General features: G+C 69.6%; 14 protein-coding genes. 3 read left to right on the forward strand and 11 right to left on the reverse strand.

The annotated features are described in order from the left end of the window. The first annotated feature begins 1234 nt into the window (after positions 1-1234). Positions 1235-3706: a hypothetical protein gene (locus D7X30_RS23985; protein ID WP_147443290.1), complete on the forward strand. Its 2472-nt coding sequence runs from the start codon at positions 1235-1237 to the stop codon at positions 3704-3706. Here the strand turns inward: D7X30_RS23985 and D7X30_RS23990 are convergent. From D7X30_RS23990 to D7X30_RS24015, 6 genes are all read right to left on the reverse strand, one after another. Beyond that, positions 3703-4833: a spore photoproduct lyase family protein gene (locus D7X30_RS23990; protein WP_199724535.1), complete on the reverse strand. Its 1131-nt coding sequence runs from the start codon at positions 4831-4833 to the stop codon at positions 3703-3705. The two genes, D7X30_RS23985 and D7X30_RS23990, sit on opposite strands and share 4 nt — an antisense overlap. Positions 4834-4919: 86 nt before the next feature. Next, a complete protein-coding gene (locus D7X30_RS23995; protein ID WP_233591749.1) occupies positions 4920-6665 on the reverse strand; it encodes a glycoside hydrolase family 88 protein in 1746 nt (581 codons plus the stop codon). Between the two features lie 137 nt (positions 6666-6802). Then, positions 6803-7921, reverse strand: a complete 1119-nt coding sequence (locus D7X30_RS24000; protein WP_120565285.1) for an aldo/keto reductase — start codon at positions 7919-7921, stop codon at positions 6803-6805. Between the two features lie 103 nt (positions 7922-8024). Continuing rightward, positions 8025-8609, reverse strand: a complete 585-nt coding sequence (locus tag D7X30_RS24005) for a TetR/AcrR family transcriptional regulator (RefSeq protein ID WP_120565286.1) — start codon at positions 8607-8609, stop codon at positions 8025-8027. A gap of 62 nt (positions 8610-8671) precedes the next feature. Next, on the reverse strand, positions 8672-10468 hold the full coding sequence (locus D7X30_RS24010; protein ID WP_120565287.1) for an amidase: 1797 nt from the start codon (positions 10466-10468) through the stop codon (positions 8672-8674). Between the two features lie 47 nt (positions 10469-10515). Further along, on the reverse strand, positions 10516-11235 hold the full coding sequence (locus tag D7X30_RS24015; RefSeq protein WP_120565288.1) for a sterol desaturase family protein: 720 nt from the start codon (positions 11233-11235) through the stop codon (positions 10516-10518). Between the two features lie 129 nt (positions 11236-11364). On the opposite strand from D7X30_RS24015, the gene D7X30_RS24020 reads away from it, so the two are divergent. Further along, on the forward strand, positions 11365-12216 hold the full coding sequence (locus D7X30_RS24020) for a hypothetical protein (protein WP_120565289.1): 852 nt from the start codon (positions 11365-11367) through the stop codon (positions 12214-12216). Positions 12217-12231: 15 nt separating this feature from the next. Here D7X30_RS24020 and D7X30_RS24025 read toward each other — a convergent pair whose 3' ends face one another. From D7X30_RS24025 to D7X30_RS24045, 5 genes are all read right to left on the reverse strand, one after another. Continuing rightward, the gene (locus tag D7X30_RS24025) at positions 12232-12711 is read right to left on the reverse strand and encodes a DUF4126 family protein (RefSeq protein ID WP_120565290.1); all 480 of its coding nucleotides are present in this window, start codon (positions 12709-12711) and stop codon (positions 12232-12234) included. Between the two features lie 82 nt (positions 12712-12793). Then, positions 12794-13591: a hypothetical protein gene (locus D7X30_RS24030; protein ID WP_120565291.1), complete on the reverse strand. Its 798-nt coding sequence runs from the start codon at positions 13589-13591 to the stop codon at positions 12794-12796. A gap of 9 nt (positions 13592-13600) precedes the next feature. After that, complete coding sequence (locus D7X30_RS24035; RefSeq protein ID WP_120565292.1) at positions 13601-14053, reverse strand: type II toxin-antitoxin system RatA family toxin; 453 nt, start codon at positions 14051-14053, stop codon at positions 13601-13603. Next, on the reverse strand, positions 14050-14490 hold the full coding sequence (locus D7X30_RS24040) for a group II truncated hemoglobin (protein WP_120565293.1): 441 nt from the start codon (positions 14488-14490) through the stop codon (positions 14050-14052). Before D7X30_RS24040 ends, D7X30_RS24035 begins: the two co-directional genes overlap by 4 nt. A gap of 7 nt (positions 14491-14497) precedes the next feature. Beyond that, positions 14498-15382, reverse strand: coding sequence for a 5'-3' exonuclease H3TH domain-containing protein (locus D7X30_RS24045; protein WP_120565294.1), 885 nt, complete (start codon positions 15380-15382; stop codon positions 14498-14500). 221 nt (positions 15383-15603) lie between these two features. On the opposite strand from D7X30_RS24045, the gene D7X30_RS24050 reads away from it, so the two are divergent. Continuing rightward, entirely contained in the window at positions 15604-15966 is a 363-nt protein-coding gene (locus D7X30_RS24050; protein WP_120565295.1) for a DUF4398 domain-containing protein, read from the forward strand. Positions 15967-15989 lie beyond the last annotated feature (23 nt).

Consider the following 15989-nt stretch of genomic DNA (forward strand, 5'->3'; position numbering starts at 1 on the left):
AGGCAGCGCGGGTGGCGGCGCGTCCCGGGCACGTGCTCCTCGTTCAGTCCCTGCAGCGGGCATTCCTGGGAGGCGCAGCCCAGTTGCTGCCGCTCATGGGCGGAGAGGCGCTGCGCGCATGGGCCGTCCGTGTGACAGCGATTCTGCACGAGCGCGACGTGCTGGCACTTCAGCACGAGCTGCCGGCACTGCTGAAGGCTCGCGATGAGCTCGTGCTGAATGCTTTCGCTCCCGTCCCCACGAAGCCTGTGTCTCCAGAGGCCCCGCGCACCCAGGAGTGGCCCCTCGGCGCCACCGTGCAGGACAAGGCACCCGCGGCGCGTCCCTGCGTGGAGGAGCATGGAATTGGCCGCAGCGAATCAGCCGCCGAGCAGCATGAGGCGCTGGAGGCCCTCCCTGGCGTCGAGAGACGTGGCCTCAGCCGCCTCTCACCGACTGTCCCGCGGGACGATTCGCTGGAGGTCCCCCCTCCCTGCGTGGGCGCCCCTGACCACCTTGCACAAGACGTCGAGGACACCGAAGCGCTCGCGGTTCCAGCCCGCCCCCAGGTGGCGGCTCTTGCCGTGAAGCCGGACAACAGGACGCTGCCGTCTCCTACCACCTTGGTGTTCGCTCCGTGCGAGCTCGACCTGGCGTGCGCCGACGAGGACGTGACGAGTGCGGGCTCGGGAAACCAGTCCGACTGTCGGACAGGTTCGAGCGCTTCGTCACCGGAAGAGGGCATCCAGCCTGAGCCTCCACACTCCGACCGCGGTGAGCAGAAACGCGTGACGGCGCACACGGTGAGCGGACTACTTCAGGCCATCCAGGGTCTCCTGGTCCGGTGGGCTGCGCGCCTCTGGCGCTTGCCCATTCCACGACCTTCACCTGTTTCGTGAGTGGCGACAGCCCGGCGTGTCCGCACTCGCCCATGGCGCTCCGCATACCCTCCGCTGACGGGTAGCGACCGCGATTCTGGGCAACCTGCCTGGAAGGCGTACCGCACGCGGCAGTACGGCAGGTGCTTCGCGAGCAGGGCCTGGGAGAGCGAGGCCCGCCGTGGTGGACGGACGGCACGCCGGACCTCAACCGGCGCCTCGTGCGGAACACGCCCTACGCCACCTGGTTCCAGGACCTGTGAACCGGTGGTGCTCTCTTTGGACGAGCACCCGGGGGGGCCGAACCCCTTCAAGCGAATATTTAAATGGCTCGTCGTAACACCCAGGCCTCATCCCCATTGCTCTGAGGTCTGGACATGCCCGTGGTTCATGGAGCTTCACGGCTCGCGTTGTGCCTGCTGCTCACGTTCGTCCTCGCCTGCGGCTCCACCACCGAACCGGGCCCGTCCCCAGGAGGAGGCGGCGACAACGACAAGGTCGCCGCCCTCACCCTTTCGCCGAATGGGGCGACGCTGCTGGTGGGCGAATCGCTGACCCTGTCCGCCCTCGCGGTCGACGCCGCCGGGGAGGCGCTCGAGGACGTCCAGGTGGAGTGGTCCGCTGTTCCGGCCGGCGCCGTCACGGTGACCGGCGGCCGGCTGGAGGGCGTGGCCCCTGGCGGAGCGCTCATCACGGCCAGGGCAGGGGCCGCGAGCGCGACCCTGACCGTGGTCGTGATGCCCTACGACGACTCCAGTCCTTCGAGCGCGGAGGTGCTGACGGCCGCGCATGAGGCCGGGCTCATCAACGACGAGGAGCTGCTGGCCTACCGGGTGTACGCGGCGTTCAGCGATCCCCGGCTGCCCATCCAGTACAAGGCCCGGGTCGATCCGGGGTTCGATGCCACCTCGCTCGAGGAACTGCATCAGCGCTTCAACTCGCTCTCCCAGCCCATGCAGGCGGCGCTCGGGATGTACCTGCTACGCCCGGCGGACCCAGGGAGCTGGCTCAACGCGCCCACGCCCGACGCCCGGTTGAGCAGCATGGCGGATCCGCGCTGCCGCCCCTTCTCCGGTGGCTGGGCCTACGTCAAGAATCCCTCGTCCTCGAAGGTCCGTGTCTGGTACCGGGTCAACTTCCCGAACCAGCGAGCCCAGGCCTCGATGCTCGACGAGGCCATCGCGAAGGACATCTGGCCCAAGCTGATGGCGCTGGGACTCAAGGAGCCACTCACCGACCAGGACGTGGTCTGTAACGGGGAAGGCCCCCAGCTCGACATCTACCTGGTCCTCAACATGGCCGACCGCGGCGTGACGATCCCCGAAGGCTGGGAGACCACGCAGGCCGCGACCTACATCCTGCTGGATGCCGATGCCGACGACGCCTCCCTCAAGGGGGCGGTGACGCACGAACTGATGCACGCCATCCAGTGGTCCTACAAGACGAAGGGGCGGCAGGGCGACTATGGGTGGATCCGCGATGCGACCGCGAACTGGGCCATCGACCACGTTTATCCAACGCTCCTGGTGGGGTCGGGCCAGCAGCAGCAGTACGAACACATGTTCGCCGGCTGTTTCATGAACTCCCCGGCCCTGTCGCTGGACAGCCAGGCTCAGGGCAACTGCACGACCAGCGCGGCGAAAGGCGCCGGGCGCGACTACGGCGCCTACCTGTTCTTCCAGTACGTGGCGAAGAAGTATGGGCCGGCGGTCGTGACGGCCGCGCTGGCGAAGCTGACCACGGAGACCTCCAGCCTCACCGCGGTGGACTCCGTCCTCCCCGGCGGATTCGAGAAGGTCTGGCCGGAGTTCGGGAAGACCCTCTGGAACGGGCCCCCCAGCAAGACCCGGGCGGAGTCCTTCAAGCAGTGGGACAACCTCGATGAGAACGTGAAGCACGGTGAGCTCAACGCCGACCTGTCGGGCTGGCCCGAGGCCTCGGACAACATTCACGACGAGCTGAGCAACCTGGCCAACCGCTACTACCGCATCACGTTCAGCGATCCGGGCACCCGCTCCGTGCTCTTCTACAACGGGTGGTTCAAGAACATCACCGACGCGAAGGACCCCGTGAAGGTGTTCGCGCTCTGGAAGGACGAGGCCGGGGCGTGGCACGACGAGGACTGGAGCGAATACGAGTACGTGGGCTTCTGCCGCGACATGAAGTCCCAGCGGGTCCAGGAGCTCGTCGTCATCGTCAGCAACGCGAAGTTCGAGCCCGGCGGCGGCGGGCGCCTGACGGCGGCGGAGATGCCCTACCTCAAGCGCAACAACGTGGGCTGCTGGAGGTTCAAGGGCACCACGAGGTCCGTCCTGAAGGGGAAGACCTGGTCGTCGGGCCGGAAGCTCATCGACACGAACGTGGAGCTCCAGGTGCTGGGCGGCTTCGAGGACCCGGACTTCGAGCACCCGCTCATCCCTCACACGAAGCGGGTGGGAAGCTCCATGCTCATGCAGCCCGCCGGCGACTTCACGCTCGACGTCGACTACGTGTCCGGAGGGTGCAGGTACACGCACGGGCCCACGCCGTACCCGCTGCTCGCCGGGGGCGGGATCCTGATGCTGAACCCCTTCGATGAATTGACGTCACCGGATCCCGACACCCAGGACTGGCTGTCACATCCCTCGCGCTCCTACACGTCGGCGCTCGCCGATCCGACCCTCGTGCACCTCACCGTCAGCGGTGGCCCCGACTGCCGTGGACCCGAGCTGGACATGCCCGGGAACGTCCTCTTCACGGATGCGGGGGGAACCAAGCCGGTGGTGTTGCCCTCGGGAGAAATGTCCGGACAGTACGTCGACTCGGACACCACCTACTCCTGGATATTGCAGCCGCAGCGCCAACCCTAGAAGGCGTAGCGCACGCGGCAGTACGGCAGATGCTTCGCGAGCAGGGTCTGGAACTCCGCCACGTGGCGGCCCTTGAAGCCGGTGCGGTAGCGCACGTTGACGCCGCCGCCCTGGGACACCTTCGTCTCCTGGATTTCGGGCCGCCACAGCAGCTCCTCCGCCTTCGGGTGCCAGCCCAGGTTCACCTCGTGCAGGCCCGCGTTGTGCGTGAGGAAGATGATTTCACACGCGAGCTGCTGCTTCGCCCGCTCGCCGATGCCGGCGTCCACCTGCTGGAACAGCTCCACGTAGGCGTCCTGCCAGCCCTCGTGGAGGATGACGGGGGAGAAGTTGAGGTGCACCTCGTAGCCGGCGGCCACGAAGTCGTCGATGGCGGCGATGCGCTCCGCGATGGGGCTGGTGCGCACGTCCAGCAGCTTCGCCGGCGCGTGCGGCATCAGGCTGAAGCGGATGCGCGTCCTGCCCTCCGGCTCGTAGGTGAGCAGCTCGCGGTTGACCAGCTTGGTGGCGAAGCTGGCCTTGGCGTTGGGCAGCGTGGTGAACAGCCGCACCAGGTCCCGCACGTTGTCGCTGATGGCCGCGTCCGCGGCGCAGTCGCTGTTGCACCCGATGTCATAGACCCACGCGTGGGGATCCACCGTGTTGGGCTCCAGCTTGGGCCCGCGCTTGTGCGCGTGCTTGCGGATGGCCTCCTGGATGCGGTCGATGTTCACGAACACCGTGACCGGGTTCGCGTAGCCCTTGTTGCGTGGCACGTAGCAGTACGCGCACGCCATCACGCAGCCGTTCGCCGTGGAGGGCGCGATGAAGTCCGAGCTGCGGTCATTGGCGATGAAGGACAGCGTCTTCTTCACACCCAGCACCAGGGTGCTGCCCTTGATGCGGTTCCAGGCCTCCACGTTGCCTTCGTTGCCGAAGAGGCCGGGGATGTGCTGGTGCGCGGCCACCTCCACCCGCTCCGCGTCCGGGTAGCGCGCGAGAATCTCCAGGCCGCGCGCATGCTCCCGCACGGCGGGCTCCAGGTAGATGCGCGACACCTTCAGCAGCCGGTCGAGCGGGCCGGGGCCCGTCGGGACGGCGGCCGGGCGCGGGGCGGGTTCCGGGAGGAAGAGGTCCAGGTTCGTCACCCGGCGGATGTAACCGCGTTTCGTCTCCCATGCACCCGCGGTGGCCCACCCTGACGCCGGGCGGGCCACCGGGCAGGGGCCTGCTGTCAGCGCTCGGACGGAGCCGCGGGGCCCGTGGAGGCGGGAGCCGGCGCGTCCAGTTGCTTCCACAGGGCCTCGGGCAGCGGGGTCCGTTTCTCCAGCGCCGCCGCGACGCTCGCGGTGGGCGCATAGACGCGGTGGTTGTTCACGCGGAAGTCGCTGTCCGTCACGACGGAGATGACCGCGACGCGGCCCAGGTCGTCGATTGGCGGCCCGTCCGCCCGGAACGCGACCCGGTCCACGAGCAGCACCTCCGCGGCGCCCGGCGGCGTCACCCAGACGGAGTAGCGCTTCGCGAGCAGGTCCACGTTCATGCGGAAGTGGTACGTCTGGTTGCGCACGTATGGCACCCGGCGGATCCACGAGTAGCCCGCGCCGTTGCGCACCTGGAAGATGCCGTCCTCGCTCATGCGCAGCGCCATGTTCAGCCGGTTGAAGGCTGTCACCTCCGTGGAGCTGTCCGTCCAGCCCACCACGCCGCCGCCCAGGTTGTCCGCCAGCGGGGTGAGGTCGAACTCCACGATGCGCGTGCCCGTGTTGGTGGTGCCCAGCAGGTGCTGGCTCCGCGGCAGGTCCAGCTTCGAGTACCAGGGGTAGTTGGGGCGCGGGTTGAAGCGCAGCAGCGCCTCCAGGAAGTAGTAGTCGCCGTAGATGAGGCTGACGTTGATCTCCTGCCCCGCCGGGTAGTTGCCCACGCCGTGCAGCAGCAGGCCCGGGCTGTTGGTGCCCTGCGCCAGGTACGCGGGCGACGCCAGCGAGTCGAGCATGGCCAGCGCGGCGTTGCGGTAGGTGGTGCGCCGCGTGGCGTCCGTCTCCAGGGTGCTCAGCTCCAGCAGGGCGGACGCGACGGCGGCCGCGGCGGAGGAGTCCTTGGACTGGCTGGGCGCGTTGAAGTCCCAGTTAGGCACGCGGTCCGCGGGCAGGTTCGCCAGGTAGTAGTCCGTCACCCGGCGGGCCGCGGTGAGGAAGCGAGCGTCCTGCGTGTAGCGGTACACCATCGTATAGCCATAGATGAGCCACGCCTGCCCGCGCGCCCAGGTGGAGCTGGCGGAGTAGCCCTGGAAGGTGCCTCGCGAACGGATGGTGCCGTTGTTGTTGTAGTCCACGTAGTGGAACGAGCTGCCATTGGGGCGCACCGCGTCCTGGAGCGTCCGGAGCGCGTGGTTCACCGCCATGGTGCGCCACACCGCGGGGCCGCCGTTCTGGGCGCCCCAGAGCAGCAGCTCGATGTCCATCATCGTGTCGGTGACGAGCGGGATGTTCCAGTTCGGGTTCCAATCACAACAATCGATGATGCCCACGGTGCTGTTGTAGCGCGTGGCCAGCGACGCGGCGGAGGTGAGCAGCACGTCGCGGTAGTAGGGATTGCCGGTGAGCCGCCAGGCGTTGCCGTAGCTGTTGTACATCTTGAAGCCCAGGTCGTGCGTCTCCGTGTTGGTCTTCTGGACCTCCAGGGGGCGCGTCCACATGTCCGCGCGGTCGCGCCAGTAGGGCTCGTTGGCGACCTGGAACATGAACCACATGCTCCCGGGGAAGAAGCCCTGCGTCCACGCGATCTTGTCCGTGTTGGCCACCGTGGTCCATGTCCCGTTGGACAGGGATGCCTTGGGCGAGCGGTTCACGTTGGGCATCTCCAGGACCGTGTCCGCGAGCTGCGCCCGGGCGAACGTGAACACGCGCACCGCGTCCGCATCCGTGAAGGCATTCGCCACCGGAGCCACCAGCAGCGCCACCATCCACCACAGCTTCACTCCCGGCTTTCTCAATCCCATACACCCTCCCCTGCATGCCCGGCGCGGAAGGTGCCCGCCCCTGTCCTCGCGGACCAGTGGCCGCGAGGACGCAGGCTGCCCGCCCCCCCGGCCTCGCTGGAGGGATGGGATGTGCCCTACCCGACCCGGGGCGCGGCTCCCGTGAACACGGGCTGCGAGTAGCCCGCGGGCTTGTCCCCCACCGCGGTGTTGCCGTGCAGGTTCAGCTGGTAGGGATTGGAGAACATGCCGTGGGGGAACGGCACGGGCGGTGCGCTGGCCTCGTCCAGCTGGCGGCGCAGCTCGGCGGGGATGCTGAAGTCCAGCGCGGCGAGGTTGCCGTCCAGCTGCTTGGGGTTCGTCGCGCCGATGATGACCGAGCCCACCCCGGGCTGCGTGGCCACCCAGTTCAGCGCCACCTGGGACATGTCCCGGCCCAGCTCCTTGGACACCTGCTCCAGCGTGGAGACGATGCGCCAGTTGCGGTCCGTGAACAGGCCCAGCTGGTGGCCGCCCACCGCGGAGTTGAGGCGGCCCTCGCCCTGGGCGCCGGCCTCGCTCGGCCGGTACTTGCCAGAGAGCAGCCCCGCACCCAGCGGGCTCCAGGTGGTGATGCCCATGCCCAGCGTCTGGGCCAGCGGCACGTACTCGTGCTCCAGGCTGCGCTCCACCAGCGAGTACTGGAGCTGCAGGTTGATGAGCGGCGCGAGCGCGTGCGCCTCCGCCCAGGTCTGCGCGCGCGCCGCGTACCAGGACGGCACGTCGGACAGGCCCGCGTAGCGGATCTTCCCCGCGCGCACCAGGTCATCGAACGTGCGGACCACCTCCTCCGCCGGGGTGAGGCGGTCCCAGGTGTGCAGCAGGAACAGGTCGATGTAGTCCGTGCGCAGCCGCTTCAGGGAAGCCTCCACCGCGCGCAGCATGTTCTTGCGGCTGTTGCCGCCCGCGTTCGGGTCTCCCGGCCGGGTGGCGTTGTACGTGTACTTGGTGGCGAGCACGACGCGGTCCCGGTCGCCGCGCTCCTCCAGGAACTTCCCGATGAGCGTCTCGCTGGAGCCGTGCGTGTACAGGTCGGCGGTGTCCACGAAGTTGCCGCCCGCGTCCAGGTAGCGGTTGAACAGCGTCCGGGACACGTCCTCCGTGGAACCCCAGGGGCCGCCGTAGGTGCCCTCCTTCCCGAACGTCATCGTGCCCAGAGACAGCGGGCTGACGCGCAGCCCCGAACGGCCCAGCAGGTAGTAGCGATCCATCGGCATGGTGTGACTCCCTTCCAGCGGCTTATTTGGACTGAATAATCCAAATAAAGACATGCGAAGACGGCGCGGGGGCTTCCCGCGACGGAATGAACAGCGGAGCGGGTTACTGGGCCCTGAGGCCCGCCATCGCGAAGTCCACGACGTCGCGCAGGGCTTCCGGCGGAGTGCCGGCCTTGGCGCTCAGGCGCAGCCCGCCGATGGTGGCCAGGAGGAAGCTGGCGGCGACACCCGGGTCCACCCTGGGATTGAGCTCCCCCTTGCGCTGGGCATCCTTCACCACGCGCTCCAGCGCGCCCTGGCCCAGGGCGCCCCCGGTCTTGAGCAGCGTGGCGACCTCCGCGTCCACGTGCGCCAGCTCCGCGGTGGCGTTCACGAAGAGGCAACCCCGGGCGCGCACCTTCTGGGTGCCGTTGGGGATGGAGAGGAGGTACTCGCGGATGGCGCCCAGGGGCGACGGGTGCGAGCGCAGGCACTCCACCAGGTTGGAGCTGTACTCCGCCTGGTAGGCGCGCAGGGCGTCCAGGTAGAGGCCGTGCTTGTCCCCGAAGGTGTCGTACATGCTCTGCCGGCCGATGCCCATGGCGCGCAGCAGGTCGTCCGTGGAGGTGGCCTCATAGCCCTGCTCCCAGAAGACCTGCATCGCCCGGCGCACCGCCTCGTCCCGGTCGAACTCTTTCGTGCGTGCCATGCCCCCTACGTAATGATTCTGGACTGACCTGTCAAAACAATCGGTCCGGGGGCTTTGGGCGCCTAGAAGCCGGGCGGGCGCTCGCCGGCGACGCCGGAGGCACGCTCCAGGGCGATGCCCACGCGGCCCAGGGTGCCCTCGTCGAAGAGCTGGCCGATGAGTGTCACGCCGTGCGGGACGCGGCGCGGGGTGGTGAAGGTGGGCACGGGGCGCTTGGGGTCCGGGGCCCAGTCGCTGCGGGCCTTGGACACCTCCACGAAGCCGGTGCGCAGCGTGAGCGACGGGTGGCCCGTGTGGTTGGTGATGGTGAGGGCTTCGTCGCGCAGCGAGGGCACGAGCAACACGTCCACCTGCGACATGATGCGCGCCATCTCCTGGGCCACCTTGCGGCGCAGCCGGTCCGCCTGGACGAAGTCCACCGCGGACAGGAAGCGGGACTGGCGGAAGAGGTTGGGCCACGCGTCGGGCGTCTGCATCTTCAGCGCGTCCACGCCGTGGGTGAGCGTGAGCTCCTCGAAGGCGGCGGCGGCCTCCGCGAAGAGGATGACGTTGAGGGCGGAGTACGGCCAGTCGGGGAACTGTACCTCCACCGGCGTCAGGCCCAGCCCCTTGAGCGTCTCCAGCGCCGCGCGGTCCACGTCCGTGGCGGGGTTCTCCTTCATCCACGCGGGCACATAGCCCACGCGCAGGCCCTTCACGGGCGCGTTCGCGTCGAAGTCCAGCTTCGCGGACACGCTCGCCACGTCGCCCGCGTCCGCGCCGTTGAGCGCGGCGAGCACCAGCAGCGAGTCCTCCACTCCGCGCGTCATGGGCCCCAGCTTGTCCAGCGACCAGCACAGCGTCATCGCGCCCGTGCGCGGCACGCGGCCGTAGGTGGGGCGCAGGCCGGTGATGCCGCAGCGCATGGACGGCGACACGATGCTGCCGCCCGTCTCGCTGCCCAGGGAGAAGCCCACGAGCCCCGCGGCCGTCGCCGCGCCCGGCCCCGCGCTGCTGCCGGAGGAGCCCTCCTCCAGGAGCCACGGGTTCTTCGTCTCGCCGCCGAACCAGATGTCGTTGAGCGCGAGCGCGCCCAGGCTGAGCTTCGCCACCAGCACGGCGCCCGCGCGGTGCAGCCGCTCCACCGCCGCGGCGTCCGTGGTGGGGACGCGGTCGCGGAACGGCTCGGCGCCGTAGGTGGTGCGGATGCCCGCGGTGTCCACCAGGTCCTTCGCTCCCCAGGGGATGCCGTGCAGCGGGCCCTTGTAGCGGCCCGCCGCGAGGTCCTTGTCCGCCTGCCGGGCCTGCTGGAGCGCCAGCTCCTCCGTCAGCGTGATGACGCACTGGAGCTTGGGGTCATGGCGCTTCATCCGGGCGAGGTAGAGCTGCGTGAGCCGCTCCGACGTGATGGCTCGCGATTGCACCCAGCGCGACAGCTGCGTGAGCGGCGCGAAGGCGATGTCCTCCTCCTTCGCGGGCAGCGGCACCTTCGCGTCGCGGCTGCGCACGAAGCGGTCCTTCGCGGGGACCGTGGACTTGAGCCCCGGCAGCGACGGGTTCCACTGCGAGGCGGGTGACAGCGTGGGCTCCAGCGCGAGCTTGCGCGGGCCGGTGCGGCGCTCGTGCAGCGGGGCCAGGGACACGCGCCAGTTGCCGGCGGCCTGGGTGCGCTCGGCGGGCGTGAGCTGCACCTGCATCAGCTTTTCGGCCTCCGCGAAGGTGGTGGGGCTCACCTCCGGCCCCACCGTGGGGCCTGCGCCGAACGTGGGCGGCGCTCCGGCCGGCGGGGCGGACGTGCCCGCGTCCGGCGCCGCGGAGACGGCGGTGCTCGCGAGTCCAATCACGGTGTGGGTCAGGAACTGCCGACGCGAGCTGCTCATGGCGCGACCTCACGGCTGAAACGAAGGGGGCGCCAGTGTGCCACCGCCTACGAGCGATGCACGTCGCGGAAGGCGAGCATGTCCCCCAGCCGCTGCTCCTTCGCGTCATCGAACCCGCACGAGGCGTCCCACGTGGCCGGGTTCTCGTAGGTGCCGAACAACATGTCCCAGATGGGCAGGTCGCCGTAGTTGTTCTTGTGCTTGCCGTACTCGTGGTGGATGCGGTGCATCTCCGGCCGCTGGAAGAACCAGCCCACCCAGCGCGGGGTGCGGATGTTGGTGTGGTAGAAGTATTCGCCCAGCGCGCAGCAGGCCGTGTAGATGGCGCCCGCCGCCGGGCTCAACCCCAGCACCGTGTAGACGAGCAGTCCGCCAATGAGGCTATTGGCCGTCATCTCCAGCGGGTGCTTGTAGAAGCTGGTGATGACCTCCAGCCGCTGCGGGCTGTGATGGATTTGATGGAAGAACCGCCAGAGCACATCGCTCTCGTGCCGCGCGCGGTGCCACCAGTAGAAGACGAACGTGGCGATGAGGTAGGCCAGCACCCCGCCCACCACCGGGTTCACATGCCGGGACAGGTGGAAGACCGAGTGCGCGGAGAACCACCGGTCCCAGGTGTAGCCGCCCAGCACCACCACGCCCACCTGCGCCAGGTTGATGAGCACCACCCGCAGGTGCCAGCCGCGCACGCGGGGCAGCTTCCACCCCAGGGACAGCTGTTCAATGAGAAAGCAGAAACCGGCGATGAGGACGAGCCAGGGCAGCATGGGAATCCTTCCGTGATTTCGGACTGCCCCTCATACGAATGATGTCCCCGGATATGTCTTTCGTTCCAGCGGACATTGTCACCTGGGAGGAATGGGACGGGAGGAACGGGGGCTGGCATCCTGCTGGCCATGGCTCGGAACAGCACCCTGACGGCGCGGTTGGGTTACATCGACACGCAGGCCACCTTCGTGCAGGCGGCGCTGCTGGCGGCGCACGGGGCCGGGGCTCGCGCGGGCGGCTTCCGCGTGTCGGACGTGCGCTTCTACTTCCTGCTGTTCACCAACTGGGTCGAGCACGACGTCACCCGGCCCTCGCAGGACATCGACCTGACGCAGGTGCGGCGGACGCTGGAGCGGCTGGTGCGCGGGGGCCACGCGGAGTCGAGCACCAGCGCGCCCGTGAAGGGGCTGCCCCGGGGACGCCGGTACGTGCTCACCGGAGAGGGATTGTGCTCGCTGGCGGAGGGGCTGGCCGGGCGGGAGCGCGCGCCGCTGGAGGAGGCGCTGTTCGTGGTCTGCTTCGCGGCGAGCTATCGCGACGCGGTGCTGTCGCGCGTGGAGGGGCGGGCCCGGGCGCTGTCCCCGGCGGTGCGAAGGCGCGTGGAGCGGGCGTTGGATCCGCTGCGGCTCGTGAAGGAGGCGCAGCGCACGGCGGCGGCGGTGCTCGCGGACTTGGAGGAGCGGGTGGAGGCGGGCTTGCGCTACGAGGAGCAGTCACGCAAGGCCATGGCCCGCGCGGAGCCCGTGGCGGACGTGGTGCGCGCGCTGGAGGCAGCGGGTTCGTACCAGTTGCACCGGGTGCGGCCGTTGGGCGAGGTGCTGCTCGCGCTGCCGGAGGACCTGCGCCAGTTCGAATTGACGGAAGGCATGGGCCTGCGCTCGCGGCTGCTCTTCGCGCCCCTGGCGGAGCGGGCGCGGGCGGAGCATGCGGTGCTGGCGCGACTGGAGGCGCGGCTCACCCCCGGCAAGGCGCCGGGGTGAGCCACGAGGCAAGGCCTACCGCAGCGCCCGGGTGAGTCGGGAGCCCAGGGCCAGCGCGAGGCCGTCTTCGACCAGGCCCGCGGCCACGTTCGGCACGCGCAGCTTCTGCGTCAGGAGGCGGCGGAAGCCATAGAAGACATAGCTGGAGGCGAAGGCGGCGGCGGCGCCGACGAGGGCGAAGCCAATCCGCGCTCCCTTGCGCTTGCGTGACACCGCGGCGCCAGTGATGGCCCCGGAGAGGATGCGGCCCGTCAGGACCGGCAAGGCGGTGCGCGCTGGCGTCCTGGGGTTCTTGTCCCCCACCAGCTCACCGAGCGCCATGAGGCCCAGACGCTGGGACACCTTCTTCGACGTGAGGCCTGGCAGGGCCCGCTTCAACGCGCGCGTCGGCTTGCGCGACAGCTCGCGAGCAAGGAACGCGGGCGCCGTCATGCTGCGCATCCCGGCGAGGACGCCGAAGCCCGCAGCGGTCCAGATTTCATTGTTCGTACGCATGGATTCCAACCCCCAGCTGGGTGGTGAAAACTGGAGGTTGGGGGCGCGGCGTCCGTCTGGCCACGGCCCGGCGAGCGGGCACTCAGGCGGCCGGCGGCGTGGACGGTTTGGGCGAGCGCAACATCCAGCCCGCGAGCAGCGCGCCCAGCGCGGCCACCAGCGTTCCGCAGTTCTCATACACGTGCATGGGGAGCACGCCCACCCCGAGGCCCAACACGCCCAGCCCCAGGAAACCGCGCCGGGCCAGGGTGCGCGCCCACGCCTTCGTCGCGAGGGCGGTGGAGAAGAAATAGAAGACCGCGGATCCAACAACCTGCACCCAGGGCACCAGGGGCCGCATGGGCCACCACGCCACCTTCTCCAGCCTGTCGAAGAAGCCGTCCCCGCCTCCTGGGAGTGCCAGGCCGGATTCTCCCGCCAGTTGCTCAGCGGTGGCCCCGAACATGTGCCGCATGTCATCCGCCAGAAAGAAGTAGATGGCTTGAATCAGGGTCGCCACGACCAGCACCGTGAGCATCCAGCCCTTGGGCGCGGGCGGCACGGAGGGCTCGGTGTGCTTGCGGAGCGCCTCCAGGTGCTCCGGGGCGACCTCCAGCGGATGCGGATAGGACATGGCCAGCAACGCCTGCGTCGCGGCGGCGCTGACGGGCGTGCCCTGCTCGTCCAACAACTGCTTCACGCCCTCCTTCGCCAGCAGCGCGTGCAACGCGGGCGCGAGCGTCGCCGGGTCCTCCGTCTGGCCCCACCGGGCGATGATGGCGTTGAGGTACCCGGCCTTCAGGGCACGCGAGGAGCCCTCCGTCCTCAAGGCCTCCTCGAACAGGGGCACCAACTCATCGACGTGCGGAGTGGCGGGGGACGGCTGTAGCTGCGTGCTCATACCGCGAGTCTATGCCGCGCCGGGGACACCCACGTCCAGCCGCCGCTTCAGGTCGCGCAGTCGTCCCCGGACCTCGCGGGTCAGGGTCCACTTCAGGAGCGGCGTGAGCCAGCCGAAGGGCCGCCGCAATTCAAAGGCATACGTGAAGGTGACGCGCGTGACGCCGGGGGCCTCTTCATCGAACCGCCACGAGCCCGCGAAGCTCTCGAACAGGCGTGGGCCCCGCGTCATCTTCACCGCCGTGACGGCGGGCGGCTGGAAGGACACGTACTCCGTCTCCATTCCCAGCCCGTGCCACGACACGCACCAGGCCTTCACGCCGGGCCCGGCTTCCGTCGCGCCGTCCATCAGCACCGCCTCACGCAGGAACGTGTCCCAGACGAGCCGCTGCCCGTAGTCCTGCGTGTACGCGAAGACGCGCTCGCGCGGACAGGTGATGCGGATGGACTCGGTGAACCTCATCCTTCCGTGTTGCGAAGGAAGTCCGCCACCTGGGCGAAGCGGTCATCCAGGAAGCTTCGCAGGCCGCCGGTGATGCCGCGCTTGTCCATGGCCTTCTGCATGCACCGCAGCCACGCGTCCCGCATCGCCGTGTCCACGGGCAGGTGGCCGTGGCGCATGCGCAGCCGGGGATGGCCGTGCGTCGCGCTGTAGTGCTGCGGCCCTCCCAGCCAGCCCACCAGGAACATGCCGAAGCGCTGGCGCGTGCCCCGGTTCACCTTGCCCTCGGCGTCCAGCTCGTGGATGGCGGCGAGCGCGGGCTCCTCCGCGTCCATCACGTCGTAGAAGGCCTCCGCCAGCGCGTGGACGGGCTCCTCGCCGCCCATGCGGGTGAAGGGGGTGTCGTCCAGCGTGGGGACCCAGCCGTCCGACGGTGGGGGCTTCAATTCCATGCTCATGGCTTCCTCATGCCGCCCAGCGCTTTGGCCGGCGCTGGAGGCTCTTCAATCCCAATCCTTCACAGAACGCCTTGAAGCGCGCTTCCGGCACGCCCTTCCACTCCAGGTCCGCGAGCGACGCCGTGCCCGGCAGCGGCGCGTCCTCCACCAGCGTGGCCAGCGTGCGGTACAGCCGCGCGTCCTCGCGGTGCGCCTTCAGCGTCGCCGCCAGCTTGTCCGCGCCCCGCACCTTCACCGTCCACTCCGCCGCGTTGTCCGGGATGGACTCCAGATGTCCATACGCCTGGAGCACCGCCGCCGCGCCCTTCGCTCCGAAGCCCGGCAGCCCCGGGATGCCGTCCGCGTCGTCGCCCATCAGCGCCAGCAGGTCCGGGACGCTCTCCGGCGCCACGCCCAGCTTCGCCTTCACCCCGTCCGCGTCCACCACCTTCTGCTGCCGCCGGTCCACCTGCACCACGCGCTGGCCGCGCACGCACTGGCCCAGGTCCTTGTCCGGCGTGAGCAGCCGCACCTGCTCCACCTCGCCCGCCCAGCGCGCCGCCCCGGTGGCCAGCGCGTCGTCCGCCTCCTGGTCCTTCATGGACCAGACGCGCACGCCCAGCGCGGATACGGCCTCCTCCACCAGGTCGAACTGCGCGCGCAGCTCCGGCGGCACGCCCTCGTCTCCCTTGTAACCAGCGAACAGCGCGTTGCGGAACGAGCGGATGGGATTGTCGAACGCGACCGCGACGTGCGTCACGGCCTCCTGCTCGTCGTGCAGGAGGGCGAGCAGGGAGTCCATCACACCGGCCGTGGCCTTCACGTCCCGTCCGTCCGGCGCGGTGGTGCCCGGCCGGGGCGAGAAGTGGGCCCGGTACAGCTCATACGTGCCGTCCACGAGGTGCAGGCGCATGTTCCCCCTCTAGCGTCCCTCCCGCCGCACGGCCAGCAGCCCGTGCGTGCCGTGGCCTGTGCGCCTCGTTCCCTACACGACGCCTGTCAACCCCCTTGGCCAGCGTGCCTGGTGGGGACAGGTCGCCGATGCCGACTGGCCGGGCACCGCCCATTTTCCAAACCAACTCCCTCTGGGCCGCGCCGGAGCGTCCCAGCATTTCCACCGGCATGAGGTGATCCATGCGCCCGAAGCTGTTCGCCGCCGCCCTGCTCTCCATCGCGGCCCTTGGCTGTGCAGGCAAGCAGGTGATTGCTACGTCCACCCATCAGCAGCGCGTGCAGGCGGAAGCCGCGCTCCGCTCGGCGGAGAACTCCCAGGCGCCGAACGTGCCCGAGGCCGCCCGGCATCTGCAGTTCGCGCGTCAGCAGATCGCCGACGGTGAGCGGCTGATTCAGGAGGGTGAGCAGGAGGCCGCGGAGCTGCGGTTCCGTCAGGCGGCCGCGGACGCGGACCTGGCGTCGGCGCTGGCCCGCGCGGTGCCCCTGAAGAACGAGGCGCGGCGGGCTTCCGAGCAGGCCGAGTCCCTCCGCCGCGGTCAGTGAGTCCCCCACCTCTAGCCTTGTGA

The organism is Corallococcus sp. AB011P, from assembly GCF_003611605.1.
Taxonomy (GTDB): domain Bacteria; phylum Myxococcota; class Myxococcia; order Myxococcales; family Myxococcaceae; genus Corallococcus; species Corallococcus coralloides.